This is a genomic window from Persicitalea jodogahamensis (genome assembly GCF_014651615.1).
Lineage (GTDB): Bacteria > Bacteroidota > Bacteroidia > Cytophagales > Spirosomataceae > Persicitalea > Persicitalea jodogahamensis.
Genome location: NZ_BMXF01000004.1, coordinates 512,478 through 534,492, shown reverse-complemented (window position 1 = coordinate 534,492; position 22,015 = coordinate 512,478). Strand labels below are relative to the sequence as shown.

Below are 22,015 nucleotides of genomic sequence, written 5' to 3'. Positions count from 1 at the left end.
CAATTTTCCAAGAATGACTCCCGATAATGGGGTTTTGCGAAAAGAATGCTGAATTTTGCGACTTGGAATGCGCAATTCGATGATTATAATGCCCAAATCACTAAACAGTCGGTTTTACATTGGATCCATGTTGATCTTGCTCGCTCTATGCGAAACTGCCTGCCAGAGTGACGCCCGCACAACCACCCGCATCCCTCCTACTCCCGAAAGCATATCCAAGAAAAATTGGCAGGCTGATGTTTTGCAGGCGCTGGATGATTTGATCAGCCGCAAGGTGGATTTAGATAATAATCTCTACCAGCGGGCCCGGATCTTTTTGAAGCAGGAAAAATACACCCTTGCAGAAAATGACATAAACGCCGCTATTGATTTGAAAGATAATGTTGGCGAGTATTATTTACTCAGGGCAAAGATCAGGCATGAGCTTTCAAAAACTGACAAAGCCCTGGAAGACGCGCAGCGCGCAGAGGTCCTCCAACAGGATCTACCTGAACTGTACATACTACTGGCAGATCTAAATCAGGAAAAAAGCCAATACAGGGAAGCCCAAAACTACCTGGTGACAGCGCTTAACATGGCACCCTATGAAGGCGATGCCTATTTTGTAAAAGGCATGTTACAAAGCAAAATGTCAGACACGCTGACCGGTCTCGAAAATCTCAAGTACGCCCTATCGCTCAACCCCAGGATGCTACGTGCCTATCAGCAAATAAGCTCCATCTATAATCGTCTTGGAAATAAGCGCGAGGCGTTGCTGTATAATCAATTGGCCATTGACCGCTTTCCTGCCCGAGCAGAATTGCAGGTGGCCAGGGGAGAAATATACCAAAGAGCCGCGAATCTTGACAGCGCCATGTTCGCCTACAGAAAGGCGATACTCCTGGACTCTACCCTGGAACTGGCTCATTACCGGATTGGCCATATCTATCTGAAATGGAAATCTTATTTTGGGGCACTGACTGCTTTTGAAAAAACACTGAAACAACAGCCAGACTACCCCGAAGCGAATTATCTGGCAGGCTACTGCCTTGAAAAAATTGGGAACGACGAGCGGGCGGCTGAGTTTTACAGCATTGCCATCCAGTTAAACCCAGATGATCAGGTAGCACAGGCTGCCCTGTCACGCATACAATACCGGAAACAGCGGCAGTACGATCCTGCCGGGATTTTTGCGACCAAAAAAGCAGCAGTGGTTCCCCGCAGCCCAGTGGCAGTTCCGAGGGTATTGGACAGTTTAAAAATTAAAATCAAAACTATTCAGCCTCGAAGAACGATCGACATGGGCAGAGATTCAACCATGCAAATCAAAATCAGGTAAACTCTTTTCCCCGTTTTTTCAAAAAAACAGTGTGTCAGGTTCAATCTACGCGCTTTTATCATTACAACACCACCAATCATGAGTATTAAAATTACCCTCCCGGATGGATCAGTCAGGGAATATCCAGCCGGGGTATCGTCCTATGACATTGCGCTTAGCATAAGCGAAGGCCTGGCTCGCAATGTTTTGTCGGCAGTAGTTAACGGGGAGGTTTGGGACGCCAATCGCCCCATCGAGCAGGATTCCAGCGTCAAACTACTTACCTGGAATGATCCGGAAGGTCAGGCTACGTTCTGGCACTCCTCGGCGCACTTATTGGCTGAGGCACTGGAATCCCTCTATCCGGGCGTAAAATTTGGAACGGGCCCTTCTATCGAAAAGGGGTTCTATTACGATGTTGATCTAGGTGAAAAGACTCTTTCCAGCGATGATTTCGTTGCCATCGAAAATAAAATGAAAGAGCTGGCCCGTCAAAAAAATGAATACGTGCGCCAACCCATCGGAAAAGCTGATGCCATAAAATACTTCACAAACAAGGGGGATGAATATAAACTGGAACTGATCGACGGACTTGAAGATGGTCAGATTACACTATACACTCAGGGTGGATTTACTGATCTGTGCCGAGGGCCCCATATACCCAACACCGGAGCCGTCAAGGCAGTGAAGCTAACCAATATTGCCGGCGCTTATTGGCGGAACAATCAGGACAACAAGCAGCTCACCCGAATCTACGGAATCACGTTTCCCAAGCAGAAGGAGCTTGACGAATACATCTTTCAGGTGGAGGAAGCCAAGAAGCGTGACCACCGGAAGTTGGGCAAAGAGCTGGACTTGTTCGCCTTCTCCGAAAAGGTAGGGCAAGGCCTGCCACTTTGGCTGCCTAAAGGTGCTATGCTTAGAGAACGTCTGGAAAGCTTCCTGAAAAAAGCGCAGTTACGTGCAGGATATCTGCCCGTTGTGACGCCCCATATTGGCAGCAAAGCGCTTTACGTGACTTCCGGACACTGGGAAAAATACGGCAAAGATTCTTTTCAACCGATTAAGACCCCTGACGCAGATGAGGAGTTCATGCTGAAACCTATGAATTGTCCGCACCACTGCGAGATATACAAAACCAAACCACGCTCCTACCGCGATCTACCATTACGTCTGGCCGAATTCGGGACGGTCTACCGTTACGAGCAAAGCGGTGAATTGCACGGTTTGACCCGGGTTCGTGGTTTCACTCAGGACGATGCCCACATTTTCTGTCGTCCGGATCAGGTGAAAGCTGAATTCATTAAGGTTATCGACCTGGTACTTTACGTTTTCAAAACTCTTGGTTTCGACGATTTCAGTGCACAAATATCTTTGCGTGATCCCGAAAACAAAACCAAATACATTGGCAGTGACGATCTCTGGGAAAAGGCAGAGTCAGCGATTATAGAAGCCGCCGCTGAGAGGAGCTTAAACACTGTAACTGAGCTGGGAGAGGCGGCTTTTTATGGTCCGAAGCTCGATTTCATGGTGAGGGACGCCCTCGGCCGTAAGTGGCAGTTGGGAACAATCCAGGTAGACTACAACCTACCCAATCGCTTCGAGCTTGAATATATTGGATCTGACAATCAGAAGCACAGGCCGGTAATGATTCACCGTGCTCCCTTCGGCTCCATGGAGAGGTTCATCGCGATTTTGATTGAAAACACAGCCGGACAATTCCCGCTTTGGCTTTCACCCGATCAAATTGCCATTCTACCCATTTCAGAAAAGTACTCTGATTATGCCGAAGAAGTTTTCTTCGCCTTGCAGGATGATGATATCCGGGGTTTTGTGGATCACCGCGATGAGAAAATCGGACGTAAGATTCGGGATGCCGAAATTATGAAGGTTCCCTACATGCTAATTGTAGGCGAAAAGGAACAAAACGACCAGCAGGTTTCGGTTCGTAAGAAGGGTGAAGGAGACTTAGGCTCCATGTCATGGTCAGAGTTCTCAACCCTTTTTCAAAAAGAAATTAAAGAGAATTTGGCAGGTTTTTGATTTTTCCTTATCATTAACGGGTATTGGCACTATTTTTTCCGCTTTTACCAATGTAATACACGTTTTTCAACCTTAAATATAATTTTTTACAAAAAAACACTCTATGGCATTAAGATCCCCACGCTCACGCGGCAGATACCGAGTACCCGAAGAACCTTACAAAGTTAATGAACGCATCCAGGCGCGCGAAGTACGTGTAGTGGGTGACAATGTCGAAACCGGCGTTTACGACATCAGCAAAGCGCGGGCCATCGCCGAAGCGCAGGGCCTTGACCTGGTGGAAATCGCACCCACCGCTACCCCTCCCGTATGTAAGGTGGTGGATTACTCGAAATTCAAGTACGAGCAAAAAAAGAAACAGAAGGAGATTAAGGCCAAGGCTCAACGTGTGGTAATTAAAGAGATTCGTTTTGGTCCAAACACTGATGACCACGATTTCGACTTTAAACTGAAACACGCAATGGAATTCCTGAAAGAGGGCGCCAAGGTGAAAGCCTATGTCCACTTTGTGGGTCGTACTATTGTTTTTAAGGAAAGAGGACTCAATATACTCAACCGCTTCTCGGAGGCTCTTGCTGAATACGGTAAGATTGAAATGGAACCGAAACTAGAAGGTAAGCGGATGACGATCATTCTGGCTCCTACAGCTCCCAAAAAGTAATAGGCAATAAAAGAATCTGCCTTTTCCTGCTTGTATCGGGAAATAAATATATCAATAATTGGGTCCTGGTTGAACCAAGCGTTCAGCCGGGACTTTTTTTTTGTGTGAGAATCCCGTATTTTTGCGGGCTGTTTAAACTTTACATCCATTTATAGACGATTTTTTATGCCTAAAATGAAAACATTGTCCGGCGCCAAAAAGCGGTTCAAGCTGACGGGCACCGGAAAGATCAAGCGCAAGCATGCTTTTCACAGTCACATCTTAACCAAGAAGTCAACCAAGCGTAAGCGCAATCTGGTGAAGACTACTTTGGTCGATGAAACCGAAAAGCACCGTGTTCTGCTCATGCTGGGATTGAAGTAATTCTGATACCCAGTTCCTATTTTTTTTGGTTTAAGTTTCCACCCGATTGTCGGTATTAAAGACTCAAAGCAGCACCGACTGTCAAAAAACAACAACAGTATGCCACGTTCAGTGAACCACGTTGCGTCCAGGGCCAGACGCAAGAAAATAATCAAAATGGCCAAAGGCTACTTCGGTCGCCGCAAGAATGTTTGGACCGTTGCCAAGAATGCCGTCGAAAAAGCGATGGGCTATGCATACATCGGTCGCAAACACAAGAAAAGAAACTTCCGTGCTTTGTGGATTCAGCGTATCAACGCCGGAACCCGGCAACATGGAATGTCTTATTCAGCCTTTATGGGCAAACTCAATGAAAGCGGAATCGAACTGAACCGTAAGGTACTTGCCGATTTGGCCATGAATCACCCTGAGGCCTTCAAGGCTATCGTCGAAAAAGTAAAGTAAAAACAGCGATTTTCAAACCCTCACCCAACCCGGTGAGGGTTTTTTATTGTCAAAATTCCAACTACCCCAGTTACTTTTTTACTGTCAATTCGTCTTTGAATAGGAAATTGACAGTTTAACCCTTTAACCTGAACAGAAATGCTAGAACAAATAATGGGCCTAATCCAGGAAAACTCCCAGGAGGCAGTCGTCAGAAACCCTGAAGTACCTAACCAACATAATGATGATGTAATGCAAACGCTGATGGGCTCAATCATGGGCGGAATGCAGCAGGAAGCCCAAAGCGGTAATGTAGGAGGGCTCATGGGATTGCTTTCTGGTAAATCGGTGAACACCGGACAATCTTCGAGCTTAATGAGCAATCCCATTGTAGCAGGCATCGCCGGAAAAGCCATTCATAGTATTATGGAGAAATTCGGGATGTCCAACTCTGCAGCCAGCGGTATTGTCGCCTCAGTTCTTCCGGGCGTCATTGCGAGTTTGATCAATAAAACCAGTAATTCTCAGGATGGCAGCATCGATTTTAACAGTATCCTGGGCAATCTGATGGGAGGGTCATCCACCTCAAACTCTGGTGTGCAAACCGGAGGTGGTGGTTTTGACTTTAACCAAATCGGTTACGCTTTGGCAGACGGCAAGCTCGATATGAATGATCTGATGCGTATGGGCGGTAGCATGTTAGGGGGAAATAATACCGATGATCAGAAAAGTGGCGGTATGGACCTGGGTGGAATGCTGGGCGGACTTTTTGGTAAATAGATTATATTTTTCCTGTGATTATTTGAAAGAAATTTTTCTGTTTCATTTCAGATATAGTGCAAAGCGGAGCCGATTTTGGCTCCGCTTTTTTCTTAGAATGAGAAATCGGCAAACACATCAAATGCTTAATAGGGATAAGCTCATCTACCAGCTGCCAATTTGTCACATTCATCCACCAATCACAATAGTGGTATAAGCTTTTTGATATAACTATCAGAAATCAAAAACAACCAAAACAAATCATACAATGGGAAAAATTATTGGCATAGACTTAGGAACTACGAACTCCTGCGTGGCTGTAATGGAGGGAAACGAGCCCGTGGTTATACCAAATAGTGAAGGTGCCAGAACCACTCCCTCCGTGGTAGCCTTCATGGACAGTGGAAATGGCGAGCGCAAAGTCGGCGCCCCTGCTAAGCGCCAGGCAATCACCAACCCTACGCACACCATTAGCTCAATCAAGCGCTTTATGGGTAAGCGGTTCGGGGAAGTAACCAATGAAATGAAGACCATTGCCTACGAAGTAGAGAAAGGTCCTAACAATACACCACGCGTTAAGATCGGCGATCGGCAATATACTCCACAGGAAATCTCCGCTTTGATTCTGCAAAAAATGAAGCAGACAGCGGAAGACTACCTGGGCCAGGAAGTGACAGAGGCTGTCGTGACGGTACCTGCCTATTTCAACGACGCCGAGCGTCAGGCCACGAAAGAAGCTGGACAAATAGCGGGTCTGGATGTGAAAAGAATTATCAACGAGCCCACTGCTGCTGCCCTCGCCTATGGCCTGGACAAACAGCACAAGGATATGAAGATTGCGGTCTTCGATCTGGGGGGTGGTACTTTCGATATTTCAGTTCTCGAACTGGGTGATGGCGTTTTTGAAGTGAAAGCTACTGACGGTGACACTCACCTGGGTGGTGATGACTTCGATCAGGTCATTATCGATTGGCTGGCTGAGGAATTTAAAAAAGATGAAGGCATCGATCTGACCCAGGATCCGATGGCTCTGCAACGCCTGAAAGAAGCTGCTGAGAAAGCTAAGGTGGAACTATCCAGCTCAACGCAGACTGAAATCAACTTGCCTTACATCTTCCCGATCAATGGTATCCCCAAACACCTGGTGCGGACCCTGACCCGGGCAAAGTTTGAGCAATTGGCGGACACCCTATTCAAGCGGATGATGGAGCCATGCCGGAAAGCGATCAAAAACGCTAACATCAGCACTAGTGATATCGACGAAGTGATTCTGGTAGGTGGATCAACCCGAATCCCCAGGGTTCAGGAAGAAGTAGAGAAATTCTTTGGCCGCAAACCATCCAAGAGCGTAAACCCCGATGAGGCAGTTGCCATAGGCGCAGCTATCCAGGGTGGTGTTCTGACCGGCGAGGTTAAAGATGTGCTGCTGCTAGACGTAATTCCCCTGTCTCTGGGTATCGAGACTTTGGGTAGCGTATTCACGAAACTGATTGAGTCAAACACCACGATTCCTTCTAAGAAAACTGAAACGTTCTCTACGGCGGCCGATAACCAGCCATCTGTGGAAATCCATGTTCTGCAAGGTGAGCGGCCTTTGGCTAACCAAAACCGGACTCTGGGACGCTTCCACCTCGACGGCATTCCGCCCGCACCCCGTGGTGTACCTCAAGTAGAGGTGACCTTTGACGTGGACGCAAATGGTATACTTAATGTTTCGGCCCGTGATAAAGGGACCGGTAAAGAACAGAAAATCCGCATTGAGGCTTCCAGTGGATTGACCGACGCTGAAATTGAGCGTATGCGTCAGGAAGCTAAGGCAAACGAGGAATCCGATAAGGCAGAGCGTGAGAAGATCGACAAGATCAATGCTGCTGATACTTTGATTTTCAGCACTGAAAAACAGCTCAGCGAATATGGCGACAAGCTTTCGGCTGATAATAAGTCGGCTATCGAAGGTGCTTTGGCAGAGCTTCGCACTGCACATCAGAGCCAGGACGTTGCCGCTATTGATACGGCAATGGAAAGTCTGAACACCGCTTGGCAAGCTGCTTCGCAGGAAATGTACGCAGCTGGCCCTGAGGCCGATCCTACCGCTGGTGCACCTAATGGAGCTACCTCCCAAGGGGACACTGGCAACGCCGAAGAAGACGTCACGGACGTAAACTTTGAAGAGGTCAAGTAATCAGACCTTTTGGAAAATCCCCACTTCCTGCCGGGAGTGGGGATTTTTATTCCATAAAACCCATCATTGAGCAGAAAATTTTACAGTATCCTGTCCTTCGCGTGAGCAGAATCTATGGTACCGTTTTTTAAGATAAAATCGCGCAATCAACGAACAACAATACATGAATCAAAACATCAATTCACCCGAGCTGGCTTACCTTTCTCCAACCACGCGCGAAAGAGCCATTATGTTAGCACAGGAGTTAATCAATTCCAATAATTTGACTCCGGCCGATGCCATTCGTACGGCGATCCTTCAAGCAAAGGATTGGGCGGTAAAAAGTGTGAATCGGAATGTATGGAAGAAATTGAAGCAGGTCGATAGCGAAGGTTTATGATCGATTCATCTTTGAAATTTAAAGGCCAAACGGTTATAGTTACGGGTTCATCCTCTGGGATTGGTCAGGCGTGCGCGATTTATTTCGGCGGCCTTGGTGCCAATGTTGTTGTGAACTACCATAGCAATAAGGAGGAGGCGAACGAAACCTTAAAGCAAATCAAAAATGGTGGTGGTGACGGAATCATTGTCAAAGCCGATGTCAGCAAAGAAGAGGATGTCCTATCCATGTTTGAGCAAACAATTAAAAAGTTTGGTCGCTTGGATGTGATGGTCAGCAATGCTGGCTTGCAGGTGGATTCGCCTTTCTTGGAGATGACTACCAAGCAGTGGCAGAAAGTTATTGACGTCAATCTTACGGGTCAGTTTATATGCATTCGGGAAGCTGCCAAACAGTTTGTCAAGCAGGCACCTGATGAATACAAAGGAAAGGCGATCAACACAAGCCGTGCAATAGGCAAGATAGTCATGATGAGCTCGGTGCATGATGTCATCCCATGGGCAGGTCATGTGAATTATGCTGCTTCCAAAGGCGGAGTTTCGATGATGATGAAATCAGTTTCTCAAGAATTGGCTCCGTATAAAATACGGGTGAACTCAATTAGCCCTGGCGCTATACAAACGGCCATTAACAAGGCGGTTTGGTCAAAGCAGGAAAGCCTGAAAGAATTAATGAACCTTATTCCTTATCGTCGCATTGGCACCGCTGAGGACGTCGCCAAGGCAGTTGCCTGGCTGGCGTCCGATGAGTCAGACTATGTGAATGGTGAGACCCTGTACATTGATGGTGGAATGACCTTATACCCTGAGTTTGCCGACAATGGTTGACATACCTGGGAAGCAGTTAGAAAATACAAAAAAAGCTCAACGTTCGTTGAGCTTTTTTTTGTTGACCTAGTTTTGATTCATGAATCAAAAAATGGCGAATCCCAGTGTGGCTTGGAAAAGACTACCCTTACGTTTGAGCTGTGAATTAAAGTTGGCATCGTCCGTATCGGCATTGATTATATTCGAGGCGTTGCCTTCATACCGCAAGTCAATACTTAGGTTACCGATATCCACACCGACCCCTGCCTGATATCCCAGCGCTGCTGCTTTATAATTATCTTTGACCGAGTTAGCACCTACTTCATTTAGTGCTTCCCGTAAACCTCCGTTTTCGGAAAGACGCAACGATGCAATCGGCCCCGCATTTATGCGGAAAAAATCACCGAAGCGTAACCCGACCAACACCGGAACGTCAAAGTTGGTAAAACGGACGTCTATTGAGTTATTGGCATTCGTGGTACCCGAGCCTGAGCGAAAAACATTGACAGAACCGCCTTTTTGGGAAAGCAGGATTTCGGGTTGAAGGTAAATACTACTCCCCAAACGCATGAAAACCCCGCCTACAAATCCGGTTAAGGTGGCATTGGTATTTCCTATTTTCACATTTGGATCATTGCTCGAGACTACGTCGTCCCCCTTTAAGTTAGAAAGGTTAGCGCCTGCCTTAATCCCGAATTTAAAATTTCGATTTTGGGAATAAGCTGCTGTTGACAAAACGGCTAACGCAATTATAAAAATTGATTTCATTAAAAATTTCATAGCGCATCAATTAAATTAAAATAAGTAATGGCAATAATTCTCATACCAATAGACCGATTTTGCGGACAAAAGGAAAATTCTCCCCACTTATGATCGATACTTCACATTCCTGAAATGGCTCAAAATAACCTGCTGGTACGGATTTAGTGCCTCATCATCATATAATAATGAGTTTTTGATAAAATTTTTCAAGATGATCACAACTACCTCTACCCCCTGGATCAAAACGCTGCAAATTCTCAATATTGCCGGCTATCTTCTTATGATTCTAATGAACTTTTTGGCTAATTTCTTACCAATCAATGGCCAGACTACCGGGGAATTATCTGACAAGTACCCAAATCTTTTCGTTCCAGCTGGCGTCACATTCAGTATTTGGGGAATCATCTACCTTCTCTTGTTAGTATTTACGGTCTATCAAGCTCAAACCTTATTTAGCGGTAAGCCAAGCCGGATCAACACCATAGTTTCCCAAGTTGGGATCTGGTACTTTGTTTCATCGCTGATGAATTCACTTTGGATTGTCTTGTGGCATTATGAGTTTCTGCCCGTTTCGGTAGTGACCATGTTGTTTATCCTGTTATCACTCCTACTCACAAATTTTGGCATCGTCAACGTAAACAACCTAATGACGAGAAAGGAGAAATTTCTGACTAAGGCACCTTTTGGGGTGTATCTGGGCTGGATTTGTGTTGCGACGATTGCAAATGTTACAGCATGGCTTACGGGTGTTCGCTGGTTTGGAGGCGGACTGGAACAGGATAGCTGGGCTGTAATAATGCTTGTTATCGGACTACTTATTGCCTTATTTGCCGCAATTCGCCTTCAAAACGGTTATTTGACTTTGGCAGTGGCTTGGGCTTTCGCCGGAATAGTCCTCAAACGATTGGAAGTAGAACCATTTTATTATTCAATAGCCTTTATAGCCGGAGCGGGGGCTGGAATAGCGCTGATAGTCGCTTTTGTTTTGATCATAAAACAAAATAAACCTGATCAATATTCTAGAATTGAGGCTACTCCACTCTACGAATGATAAATCAGTTTTGATTTTCAGAATACCGGACAGTCAGTACCTGACCGCTTCCGCCCTCCCCTCATCCGTACTTTCTGGGATTTGTACCGCGGCTTTTTAGTCTTTTCCTTGGGGGCCTTCTTTATAGAATAAGGCATCAGTTTGAAATCGTACTCCGGAATAAAATACTCCTCGGTATACTCGGCAACGGGAAGTGGAAGAAAATGGCGTCCGGGAAAGTGAAGCGTGTCGTATTCATAATCATACAGGAAAATAGTGACGAACCCATCACGGCTGTACTTTATACCAATATCAGAAAACGGTCCGTCAGTGTCGTCGTTGGAAGCGACGGTGCGGGCGAGAGACTGAGCAAATTCCTTTTGCCTACCCTTCAATAGCAAATTCATATTGAACTGGAACACCCTGTGCGCGGAATCGATCTGCAAGGCAGTTTCCAGGTAATATTTTGCGTCTTTGTTATTATCAAGCCCGGCATAAAGGACAGCAGTGTTATTCAGGGCGCTTTTGTCCTGATGTTTCTGATAGCTGAGCTTGGCATCTTCGTACTGTTGCCAGTAGCGGTACACATTGCCTTGATTCACATTATAAAATTTTCTGGATGGAGCCACCTCCATCGCTGCTTTGAAATCATCAAACGCCAGCTGGTATTGATTATCGGCTGCTTCGGGCTGGTCAAGCTGATCGAAACGATTGCCGTGGTAAGCATTCACGATTCCCCGGTTATTTAGCAAATAAGGAACATCCGGGTTGGCCTTGACCAGACTATCAAACAACACCTTGGACTGATTGAGTTTGTCACTTTCCAGCTGTACGATGCCCCACCCATTTTGGGCCTTAATGTTTTCGGGATTCAGGGCGATGGCTTTTTTGAAAACATCCAAACTTTTTTTATGCATGTCAAAATGCAGCAGCATATTGCCATAGTTGCTCCACATTCTATCATAGCTTTTCTCGAAACCCAGGGCTTTGGTCATGTACCTCCCCGCCTCGGAATAATTTTTCTGATCGACATAAATGCTGCTTAGGCCAGCCAAAGCCTCGAACCGACCGCCGTCCAAACGCAATGCTGACTCGAAGTCGGCCAAAGCCGCTCCGGCATTCCCGGTGTAGTAGCGGGCAAAGCCACGGCAGACGAAAATATCAGCCAGAGCGCGATCAGCTGGATCAAAGAGTATATCGGCAGCCTTCATATCCAACAAAGCCTCCCGGTAGTTTCCCAACCCATACTGCGTTATTCCCCTTCCCAGCTTTGCAGACAGGTAGGTACTATCGTTGGACAGAATGCGGTTGTAAAGGGTTTGGGCGGCCTGGTACTCGTGTTTGGTTACCAGCACATTTGCCTGACCGCAAAGCGCGACCGGGCTATCCCTGATCATTGTGGCGGCCAGTCGGTAGTATTTCTGAGCGTTGTCCATTTGGTTCAGCCCATAGTATGCGTGGCCCAAACCCAGAAATGCATCTTTGCGAAAAGTGGGGTCCTGCCCTTGCAGGTACTCTTGAAATACGTAGGATGCCTCCTGGTACCGATGCAAATCTACCAGAGCATTGGCGTAACGAATCTGGGCTTTGGGGTACTTCCTAGCCATTTTCTCAAAATCAGAAACCGCCCTTTTGGCCTGCTTCAATTTCATAAGCGCATCGCCGCGCAGAAGGCGGTACGCCATTTCATCGCTCTGCCGGATGGCGGTGGTAGTTTCGGCCACCGACTCCTCCAGCCGATCAGTCATTTTATAAAGCAAACCGAGATTATAATTCCATTTTCCCTGGGTATTGCCATGAGCTGCCGACTGACCGTACGCTAACCCGTCGGACACGCGCCCTTGTTTGCAATACACCACCAGGGTATTTAGCGGTGCTGATTTACTGGCATCTGAGTTTCCCAGGAGAGGCAGTGCACTGGAATAGTTTCCATTCAGCAAATGCAATAGTCCGACCGAGTAGTTGGTTTGAGGGTCGAGCGAATCAATCGAGCTTAGTAGCCGGAGCGCCTTGCCGTAGTTGCCCGACAAGGTGTTCAGCATAGCTTCATTATTGAATTTCTGGATGGAGTCCGACGGATTGAAGTAGGCTTTATGGTAAGACTGATAGGACTTTTTAAGCGCTATCAGCTCGCGTCGATACTCGGTAGAATGAATAATCTGAGGGTTATTTTCGGCAAAGGATTGGTTGAAATCTTTTAACAACTTTTCAAACAACTCCTGGCATTCCCGAAAATCCTGAGCCTGTACCGGCTGACTTACAGCCAAAAACAAGATTGTTAGTATTCCGATAATCCACTTTTCCCTCAACATCACGATATTATTTAAACGGGGACTATTAAAAGCGTCAAGCTAAGGGATCCTTGACACTTCTCAACGGCCGACACGGTTCTGGATTGCCAGAAAATTATTGATGGGGTATTTACCAAATATAAATTTACTCTGCGGCAGCCCCCTTTAATTCGTGGCGAACTTCGCCCAAAACGCTGTATTGTTTCCCCCACACTTGCACTTCGACCGATTCGGTGGTAGGATTTTCAATTATGACAGCCTGGCGCGTCACCTCTATACGCATCGTGATGCCGCGAAAACCGATCCTAAATGAATAGGCGTCCCAGCCCTCAGGTATGTAAGGATTAAGTACCAGCACACCATCCCGGACGCGCTGCCCCGCAAAACCCTTCACGACGCTCATCCAGGTACCCGCCATAGAAGTAATGTGCAAGCCATCTTCGGTATCGTTATTGTAATCATCGAGATCGAGTCGGGCTGTCCGGACATACATTTCATACGCCTTCTCCTTCTTCCCAAGGCTGGAAGCCAAAATTGAATGCACACAGGGCGAAAGGGATGACTCGTGCACGGTCATCGGTTCGTAAAAATCAAAATTCCGGCGAAGGGTACCCTGGTCGAAATGATCCTCAAATAAGTAGAGCCCTTGCAATACATCAGCCTGTTTGATGAAACACGATCGGAGTATCCGGTCCCATGACCATTTCTGATTAATGGGGCGATGCTCGCTGATCTGATCGACCGTTTTTAATTCTTTATCTAAAAAACCGTCCTGCTGCAAGAAAACCTCCCGTTCCGGATCATAAGGGAAGTACATCTTGTCAATTATTTCCTGCCAGTCTTTGGTTTCGGCTTCCTGATCAAACTCAACTTTGGCAAATATCGCATCCGCCTTCTCCTGACTCCGGACATATTCGATGGCCGAAAGAGTGTATTTCAGGCACCACACTGCGAGGTAGTTGGTGTACCAGTTGTTATTGACATTGTTTTCATATTCGTTTGGCCCGGTCACGCCAAGCATTACGAATTTTTCCTTTTGAGCAGACCAGTTGACTCGTTGTTTCCAGAAGCGCGAAATAGCAATCAGGACTTCCAGGCCGTATTCAGCCAGGTAAACCTTATCACCCGTATAATTGATGTAGTCATAAATAGCGAAAGCAATGGCTCCATTCCGATGGATCTCCTCAAAAGTAATTTCCCATTCGTTGTGGCTTTCTTCCCCGTTCATCGTGACCATCGGATAAAGCGCGGCACCCTGACTGAAGCCCAGCTTGCCGGCATTTTCAATGGCTTTGGCCAGGTGTTTGTATCGGTAGATCAAGAGGTTGCGCGCAACATGCTTCCCGGAAGTAGCCAGGTAAAAAGGAATACAATAAGCTTCTGTATCCCAATACGTCACACCGCCATATTTTTCTCCCGTGAAGCCCTTTGGGCCGATATTAAGCGATTCATCCTCCCCAGTGTAGGTTTGCTGGAGGTGAAATATATTGAAGCGAATTCCTTGTTGCGCCTCCATATCACCCACTATCTCGATGTCATTTCGCTCCCACTTGTCGGCCCATGCCAACTCATGCTCCGACAGAAGGCTTGAATATCCTTTTTTTGTAATTCGGTCAAGGTAGTTTTTTGCCTTCTCCGTTAACTCCTCCCGCTTGTAATTTGCCGAAGACAAGTTTACCGCGTACTTGAACAGCGTGAGTTCGTCACCTTCACTAATCTCTGTAACTACCTTCCCCGCTACATACTTTTCATTTTTGACGGGATGAGACTGAAAATCCAGCTTTTTACCATTTTTCTTGATATCAAACCGCATGCCCGTCGTCACCTCGAATTGCTCCACGCCGTAGGGGTTCGGCTTGGTTTCCAAGGTCAGTATTCCTTCGGCAAAAGACGTTTCTTTGCTGATTTCCTGCCAAAATGTTTCGTCATAATTGGCATCGCGATTGCGAATAGTCCCGTCCAGGTAAGGAGTCAGCGTAATGTGGCCATCGAAATTAAGTGCTTTCACCGAGTACTTTATGGCGCCCGATTCATCATCTACCATGCTGCAAAAACGCTCACTTTCAATCCTGACTCGCTGACCTTGGGGCGTAATGGCCGTGCAGTGACGCGACAAAACACCTCGTTTCATGTCCAGCTCCCGGTAAAACTCCTCGATCTGGCAGGTATGCAAATCCAGAATCTGTCCATCAATCTCGACATCGATCCCTATCCAGTTGCAGGCGTTAATGACCTTGGCAAAGTAATCAGGATAACCGTTTTTCCACCAACCCACACGTGTTTTGTCCGGAAAATAGACGCCTGCCACATAATTGCCCAGCAGCGTTTTGCCTGAGTATTTTTCTTCAAAATTTCCGCGTTGGCCCATCCGCCCGTTACCCAGGCTCATAAGGCTTTCCGTAATCTCGTTTTCTTCGGGATGAAAACCCTCTTCAATAACCGACCAGGGGTTCGGAGTAATGTATTGCTTCATTCAATATCATTTAAGAAAAACGGAGACGAGTGAGACTACCACTAAAACGCCACCATTTTCAAATTAAAACAAGTGTTTTATTGTGTTTACATCAATGTCCTGGAAGCCGGGAATGACCAAATCGGCATTGGCAGCATTGAGTTCAGCAGAACTACCTATACCTACCGCCACCATGCCCCCGGCCTTTGCTGCTTGAATCCCCGCCACAGCATCCTCGAAAACGATGCAATTCTGAGGATTTACATCCAGATCCTCCGCACCCAACAAAAAAGTCTCTGGATCTGGCTTTCCTTTGTTGATACGATTTCCGTCCACGATCGTTGCGAAGTAGTGCGTCAGGCCAATGTAGTCAAGAATCAGCCGCGCATTTTTGCTGGCCGAACCAAGCCCGATTTTTATTTTTTCCTGAATCAGGGAATCCAGAAAAACCTGCACACCTGGCAAAATATCATCAGGTGTCATTTTTTGGCAAAGTTCCAGGTAGCGGTCGTTTTTGGTGGCAGCCAGCTTTGCTTTGGTTTCGGGATCGAGGTTAACGTTGCCGATTTTGAGTATAATTTCCAATGACTCTACCCGACTGACGCCTTTCAATTTTTCATTCTGTTTTTCTGTCAGGTCGAATCCGAGTCCGTTGGCGAGTTCGCGCCAAGCGATGTAATGGAATTTTGCGGTGTCGACGATTACCCCGTCAAGATCAAAAAGGCAAGCATTTAACTCGGACATTTATTCGGCGTTTAAATATTATGGTTTATCTGTATACCCCGGACGGTCATTTGCTTCACAAGAAGATCTCTCCCTCCCTGATTCTCACATCTTGCCGAGTGCACCCGATCAGTTGACTATTCCAATGGAGAATCAGTTGCCCAATTCGAGCACATACGCAGTTCGGGCCTCAAGATTTATGGGTTTATCGAGTGGGTGGACAAGCCCGGAAAGTACGTCAACGGCCCTGGCAAAGGTACCAAGCCTTTCCTGAAAACGACCTGTTTCGAGGGAAAATGACTTATCATTGGAATTCATCACGACCATTATGGTCTTTTCTTCATCGTATCGGAAATAAACATACACTCCATCGGCCGGTACGAATTGCATGAGTTTTCCGCTGTGTAAGGCGGGGGTATTTTTCCGGTAGTTTGCCAGTTTTTTTACAAAGTCGAAGGCCTCATTCTCAGCGCCATTTCTACCTGTTTCTATAAATTTATTAACCTTATCGTCCGGAAAACCACCCGGAAAATCACGGCGTACTTCAGCATCTGAGGGATTTTTAAAATTCTTCATCAGAATTTCGGTCCCATAGTAGAGTTGAGGAATTCCCCGTGTGGTTAGCAGCCAGATCAATCCCATTCGGTAGTTGTTCATGTTCTCGCCTACCACCGATAGGAAGCGGTCCGTATCATGGTTGTCCAGAAAGACCACGTTTTTCATCGGGTCCCGATACAGGTAGTCTAGCCCAAGCGTTTGATAGATTCGGTTGACCCCTTCATCCCAGCCGAATTTCTGATTCAGCGCGTCATTGATAGCATAATACGTCTGAAAATCACAGGCACCCGGCAAATTACTTTTGAAGGGTACCTGTAGGTTGTTTTCCTGAAAATAGGCCTGATTGGGGACGCTTTTCGTCCAATTTTCACCAAAAATATGGAGGTCGGGATACTCTGCAAGCAGTGCTGAGTTGACCCGGTTCATATAGTCAAGGTCATTGTACATATACGTGTCAACCCGCCAGGCATCTATTCCGAAATACTCCACTGTCCAGAGTGCATGCTGCAACAGGTAGTTGGCCACGTAAGGATTTCCCTGATTCCAGTCGGGCAGGAAAGGCACAAACCAGCCATCAGACGTTACCTTACGGTCTAGGTCGGAGCCATGAGGGTCTGGAATAGGTTGTTCTTTGTACGATGTATTGGTGTACGTGGGCCATTGGTGTAGCCAGTTTTTGTCTGGCATATCCCGCAACAGCCAGTGGTTTATTCCAGCGTGGTTGTAAACCGCATCCTGAATGATTTTCAAACCATTGGCGTGCGCTGCATCCACTAATTTTTTGTATGCTTCATTTCCCCCGAGTCGTTTGTCGACCTGGTAATGGTCCGTGAATCCATACCCATGGTAAGCACTGCGTAACTCGCCGCCTTCGTCGGTGAGGGGCTGATCGTTTTCAATGACCGGGTTGAGCCAAAGGGCGGTAACTCCCAATTCTTTGAAATAATCAAGATGGTCAATGACCCCCTGCAGATCACCACCGTGCCGCAGAAAAGGGTTGGTACGATCGACCTTTGAATCAGCCAAGCCGACAAAGCGGTCGTTTGAAGGGTCACCGTTCGCAAAACGATCGGGCAGTAAAAGGTACACCAGATCAGAGGCGTCTGCACCTTGCGCTTTCACAAAGTCAGAGCGGGAACGGAGTTCGTAAGGAATAGCCTGCGAGAATTTTTTCAAACTACTACGGCGTCCATTTCCGGTGTTGGTTTCGCCACTCAAAGTAATATGGAAAGTACCCGCCCGGCATTCGGGCGAAATCTTCAGATCCAGAATGAGGTAGTTGGGATTCTCAACCTTATGAACATTCTCCAGTGCAATACCAGGGTATTCTATAGAAACATCTGCGGAGGCAATGTTCTCAGCGTGAACGATAACCTGCAGGCGAGGGTCTTTCATACCCACCCACCAGTTGAGTGGGGCAAGGTGTTTTATCACGAAAGGCTGAGCTGTGGAATTTTGACAAATTCCAATCAGAAGGAAAAGTAGAAGTGAAGTAGTTTTTGAAACTAATCTTGGCATTGTCCATCTATTCGTGATGGGCTAATTTAACATCTTTTGATTTTCTTTCCCCAATAATCCTCTTTTCAATTTTTCATAGCGCATTGTTTGTACGAGATTTCCTCGCCTTCGAAATTGGATATCAGAGCCACTAATTATGATGAACGCCAATCTTTAATTTGCCCAAATAAACATTTTTTCTAAAAATTATCCTGCTTAGATTTGGAAGGAAGCTATCCCTTCTCATATTGAGAAAGGGTGTAATTGCGTTTCTTCCAATTATTATCGCTTTTTTGTCGGTTTATTTAAGCAATTCCGCCAATCGATCCATGCAACTTTCAAATCCGAAACACGACAAACTGGTAGTTTACCAGATATTTACCCGGCTTTTTGGCAACCAGAATCTTACCAATAATTACTACGGCTCACTGAAGACAAACGGCGTTGGGAAATTCAACGATATAACGGCTGTTGCGCTGCAGGCACTCAAAGACTTTGGCATCTCACATGTCTGGTATACGGGAGTTATCGAACACGCCACGATGACCGATTATTCGGATTTTGGCATAAAACCTGACAATCCACTCATCGTTAAAGGAATGGCCGGGTCTCCTTACGCGATTAAAGATTATTACGACGTTGACCCGGATCTGGCTGTTGACGTCGACAAACGCATGGACGAGTTCGAGGCCTTACTGATTCGCACTCACGAAGCTAATTTAAAAGTCATTATCGATTTTGTCCCCAACCACGTTGCCAGGCAGTATTCTTCGGACGCCAAGCCAGCCGGTGTTCGTGATTTCGGGGAGGGGGATCGGACAGATGTGGTATTCGACCCACAAAATAATTTTTATTATCTGCCAAATGAGCCCTTCCACTCCCCGGAGGAAATTATCTCTCCCGTAGACTCTGAACATGTTTATAATGAAGTGCCAGCCAAGGCTACTGGCAACGATGTTTTTAATGCCAGGCCCAGCATCTACGATTGGTACGAAACCATTAAGCTAAATTACGGTGTGGACTACCTGAACGGTCACGCCAGGTACTTTGATCCCATACCAGCCACCTGGCTCCAGATGCGGGATATTTTGCTTTATTGGACTCAAAAAGGTGTAGACGGCTTTCGCTGCGATATGGCCGAAATGGTACCTGTTGAGTTTTGGGGCTGGGTGATCCCCGAAATTCAGGCGATGAATCCTGACATTATTTTTATTGCCGAAATCTATAATCCCAGCGAATACCACAATTATATTTTCAAAGGCAAATTCGACTACCTCTACGATAAGGTGGGGCTTTACAACTATCTGCGCCCCATTATGGAGGGCAACGGCACTGTCGAATACATAACCCGGTTATGGCAAAATGAGTCAGGCGATATTGCCCACCATATGCTACGTTTTTTGGAAAACCACGACGAACAGCGCATCGCCTCGCGCTTTTTTGCACACGATCCGTGGGTGGCCATTCCAGCCATGACGCTAAGCGCCACGCTACATACCGGGCCAATGATGATCTACTTTGGACAGGAAGTTGGCGTCAACCCAACCGAATCGGAGGGCTTTCAAGGGGATGACGGGCGCACGACAATTTTTGATTACTGGGGAGTTCCAGAGTTTCAGAGATGGGTGAACCAGGGCAAATTTGACGGTGGCAAATTAGATGAAAACCAGAAAAAGCTTCGTCAGTTTTATCATGATCTCAACCATTTCGCGGTAGAGAATGAGGCAATTCGAATAGGGGATTTTTATGATTTGCAGTACGTCAACATCGACGACCAAAGCCCTGAATATGACAAGACCCGAACCTACGCCTACCTTCGTTATACCTCAAACCAGCGCTTTGTATGCGTTTATAATTTTGACAAAATAAAAACTATAAGTACCCGGGTAAAAATCCCCTCGGACGTTCTATCCAATACCCTTAAAATCCGCGATGTCGAACCCTGTCATCTTGTAGAGGTTTTTCCGGGGAATAGCTTGGCATTGAACCTTGACGTGGCTGAAATTGAAAATTCAGGAATCCCTGTTTCACTCCGGCCGCTTTCCGTCATCATACTTGAAATTAAAAATTAGATTTTTCACATCTTATCCCTCCAAAAGATGGACGTTCCTGTACCCGCTGACCATCCGACTATACGGGCAAAGCCACGATTGAGCTTCTGGAGCATCTGGAATATGAGCTTTGGGTTTTTGGGTATCCAGTTCGGATTCGCCCTTCAGAATGCCAACGTCAGCCGCATTTTCGAGACCCTTGGCGCCAGTGTCGACGACATTCCTATTCTTTGGGTAGCCGCACCATTGACCGGACTTTTGATACAGCCGGTGGTAGGCTATTTCAGCGACCGCACCTGGACCAAGCTGGGCCGTCGGCGTCCTTACTTCCTCACCGGCGCAGTGCTGGCTTCCCTGGCGTTATTTGTTATGCCCAATTCGCCCACCCTGTGGTTTGCCGCGGGTATGCTTTGGATTATGGATGCATCCATAAACATCTCTATGGAGCCGTTTCGGGCCTTTGTGGGCGACAACCTGCCCGCAGACCAAACTACTTCAGGCTTTGCCATGCAGAGCTTTTTTATTGGGACCGGCGCCATTGTTGCCTCCTCCCTGCCCTATGTTCTCACCAATTGGTTTGATGTTCCTAATCAGGCGGCGGAGGGTATTATTCCCGATTCCGTAAAATGGTCTTTCTATCTGGGCGGAGCCGTGTTTTTGGCGGCGGTACTTTGGACGGTACTTCGCTCAAAGGAATATTCACCCAAGGAATTAATGTCATTTACTGAACCTGTCGGCGAGAAATCTTCGGAAGAGAAAGGGGTACTTGATGCTGTAATTTCGCAGAATAATGGGCAAAGCCAAGTGACCAGGGGCGTGGGTATCGCTATGATCGGCATGATCATGTCAGCATGGCTATACACCCAAGACTTAAATAAAGAACTGTACATATTTTCGATCGGCACCTTTTTGGTCGGAGTACTTTTCATGCTGTCGGGTCTGTTGCAGCGACGCGGTTCTTACGCCAATGGATTCGTGACCATTATGAATGATTTCGAGACCATGCCCCCGACCATGAAACAGCTGGCGATGGTGCAGTTTTTTTCGTGGTTCGCCCTCTTTGCCATGTGGATTTACATGACCCCCGCCGTAACTAGCCACCTGTATGGCACAACAGACACTACCTCCAAACTGTATAACGACGGCGCCGATTGGGTGGGGTTGTGTATGGGCGTGTATAATGGAATAGCGGCATTGGTGGCTTTTGGCATTCCTGTCGTAGCCAGATTTACAAACCGGCGCATCACCCACCTGCTCTGTCTGAGCGCGGGTGGATTGGCGCTGCTGAGTATTTATTTTATGGAGAACCCCGATTTTTTGATGGTGTCGATGGTGGGCATCGGCATTGCCTGGGCATCCATTCTTTCTGTTCCATACGCCATGCTGGCAGGATCCTTGCCGGCCTCCAAGATGGGTTACTACATGGGCGTTTTCAACTTTTTTATCGTAATACCACAGATTGTGGCCGCTGCCCTGTTGGGTTTTTTAGTAAAATCCATTTTTGGGGGTGAACCAATTTACGCTTTGGTCCTAGGCGGAGTTTCAATGATTCTGGCTGGACTCTTGTGTTTATTTGTAGATGACAGGGACTCTGGAAAGTCAATGGCTGTTGCTTGATAATTAACGTATATATTGCAGAATATCGAAACGTTATGGTGATTTTCGGGTTCTCTGGCACATTTTTTCTAAATTGTGGGTAGGCTGATTTCAAATTTTGCCCTAAACTTCCACAATAAGC

General features: G+C 46.7%; 16 protein-coding genes and 1 pseudogene. 12 read left to right on the top strand and 5 right to left on the bottom strand.

Annotation, left to right across the window (positions count from 1 at the left end):
* Positions 1-136: 136 nt before the first annotated feature.
* The 9 genes and pseudogenes from IE117_RS20605 (at position 137) to IE117_RS20565 (ending at position 8,934) form a co-directional block, all read left to right on the top strand.
* On the top strand, positions 137-1,318 hold the full coding sequence (locus IE117_RS20605; RefSeq protein ID WP_189566657.1) for a tetratricopeptide repeat protein: 1,182 nt from the start codon (positions 137-139) through the stop codon (positions 1,316-1,318).
* A gap of 78 nt (positions 1,319-1,396) precedes the next feature.
* Positions 1,397-3,340: a threonine--tRNA ligase gene (thrS, locus tag IE117_RS20600; RefSeq protein ID WP_189566656.1), complete on the top strand. Its 1,944-nt coding sequence runs from the start codon at positions 1,397-1,399 to the stop codon at positions 3,338-3,340.
* 103 nt (positions 3,341-3,443) lie between these two features.
* Positions 3,444-4,001 carry a translation initiation factor IF-3 gene (infC, locus tag IE117_RS20595; RefSeq protein WP_189566655.1) on the top strand — a complete coding sequence of 186 codons (558 nt, stop codon included), beginning with the start codon at positions 3,444-3,446 and terminating at the stop codon, positions 3,999-4,001.
* 165 nt (positions 4,002-4,166) lie between these two features.
* Positions 4,167-4,364 carry a 50S ribosomal protein L35 gene (rpmI, locus tag IE117_RS20590; RefSeq protein WP_189566654.1) on the top strand — a complete coding sequence of 66 codons (198 nt, stop codon included), beginning with the start codon at positions 4,167-4,169 and terminating at the stop codon, positions 4,362-4,364.
* Positions 4,365-4,463: 99 nt separating this feature from the next.
* A complete protein-coding gene (gene rplT, locus IE117_RS20585; RefSeq protein WP_189566653.1) occupies positions 4,464-4,808 on the top strand; it encodes a 50S ribosomal protein L20 in 345 nt (114 codons plus the stop codon).
* Positions 4,809-4,946: 138 nt separating this feature from the next.
* Entirely contained in the window at positions 4,947-5,567 is a 621-nt protein-coding gene (locus tag IE117_RS20580; protein WP_189566652.1) for a hypothetical protein, read from the top strand.
* A gap of 238 nt (positions 5,568-5,805) precedes the next feature.
* Positions 5,806-7,728 (top strand): annotated as a pseudogene (gene dnaK, locus IE117_RS20575) (molecular chaperone DnaK); the annotation flags it as partial.
* 163 nt (positions 7,729-7,891) lie between these two features.
* Positions 7,892-8,107, top strand: coding sequence for a hypothetical protein (locus IE117_RS20570; protein ID WP_189566640.1), 216 nt, complete (start codon positions 7,892-7,894; stop codon positions 8,105-8,107).
* A complete protein-coding gene (locus tag IE117_RS20565; RefSeq protein ID WP_189566638.1) occupies positions 8,104-8,934 on the top strand; it encodes an SDR family oxidoreductase in 831 nt (276 codons plus the stop codon). The genes IE117_RS20570 and IE117_RS20565 overlap by 4 nt, the downstream gene beginning before the upstream one ends.
* Positions 8,935-9,018: 84 nt before the next feature.
* Here the strand turns inward: IE117_RS20565 and IE117_RS20560 are convergent, their stop codons facing one another.
* Positions 9,019-9,693 (bottom strand): porin family protein, encoded by a 675-nt coding sequence (locus IE117_RS20560; protein WP_189566636.1) that lies wholly within the window; start codon positions 9,691-9,693, stop codon positions 9,019-9,021.
* Positions 9,694-9,886: 193 nt separating this feature from the next.
* Here IE117_RS20560 and IE117_RS20555 point away from each other — a divergent pair, with 193 nt between their 5' ends.
* A complete protein-coding gene (locus IE117_RS20555; protein WP_189566634.1) occupies positions 9,887-10,726 on the top strand; it encodes a TspO-related membrane protein in 840 nt (279 codons plus the stop codon).
* Between the two features lie 17 nt (positions 10,727-10,743).
* Here IE117_RS20555 and IE117_RS20550 read toward each other — a convergent pair whose 3' ends face one another.
* The 4 genes from IE117_RS20550 to IE117_RS20535 form a co-directional block, all read right to left on the bottom strand.
* Entirely contained in the window at positions 10,744-12,972 is a 2,229-nt protein-coding gene (locus IE117_RS20550; protein WP_229581214.1) for a tetratricopeptide repeat protein, read from the bottom strand.
* Positions 12,973-13,141: 169 nt separating this feature from the next.
* A complete protein-coding gene (locus IE117_RS20545; protein ID WP_189566631.1) occupies positions 13,142-15,469 on the bottom strand; it encodes a glycoside hydrolase family 65 protein in 2,328 nt (775 codons plus the stop codon).
* A gap of 63 nt (positions 15,470-15,532) precedes the next feature.
* Positions 15,533-16,192 (bottom strand): beta-phosphoglucomutase, encoded by a 660-nt coding sequence (gene pgmB / locus IE117_RS20540; protein ID WP_189566629.1) that lies wholly within the window; start codon positions 16,190-16,192, stop codon positions 15,533-15,535.
* 132 nt (positions 16,193-16,324) lie between these two features.
* Positions 16,325-18,163 (bottom strand): glycoside hydrolase family 13 protein, encoded by a 1,839-nt coding sequence (locus tag IE117_RS20535; protein ID WP_229581212.1) that lies wholly within the window; start codon positions 18,161-18,163, stop codon positions 16,325-16,327.
* 392 nt (positions 18,164-18,555) lie between these two features.
* On the opposite strand from IE117_RS20535, the gene IE117_RS20530 reads away from it, so the two are divergent.
* Together IE117_RS20530 and IE117_RS20525 are read left to right on the top strand one after the other, a co-directional pair.
* The gene (locus tag IE117_RS20530; RefSeq protein ID WP_189566624.1) at positions 18,556-20,298 is read left to right on the top strand and encodes an alpha-amylase family protein; all 1,743 of its coding nucleotides are present in this window, start codon (positions 18,556-18,558) and stop codon (positions 20,296-20,298) included.
* A gap of 27 nt (positions 20,299-20,325) precedes the next feature.
* The gene (locus IE117_RS20525; RefSeq protein ID WP_189566622.1) at positions 20,326-21,894 is read left to right on the top strand and encodes an MFS transporter; all 1,569 of its coding nucleotides are present in this window, start codon (positions 20,326-20,328) and stop codon (positions 21,892-21,894) included.
* The last annotated feature ends 121 nt before the right edge of the window (positions 21,895-22,015 follow it).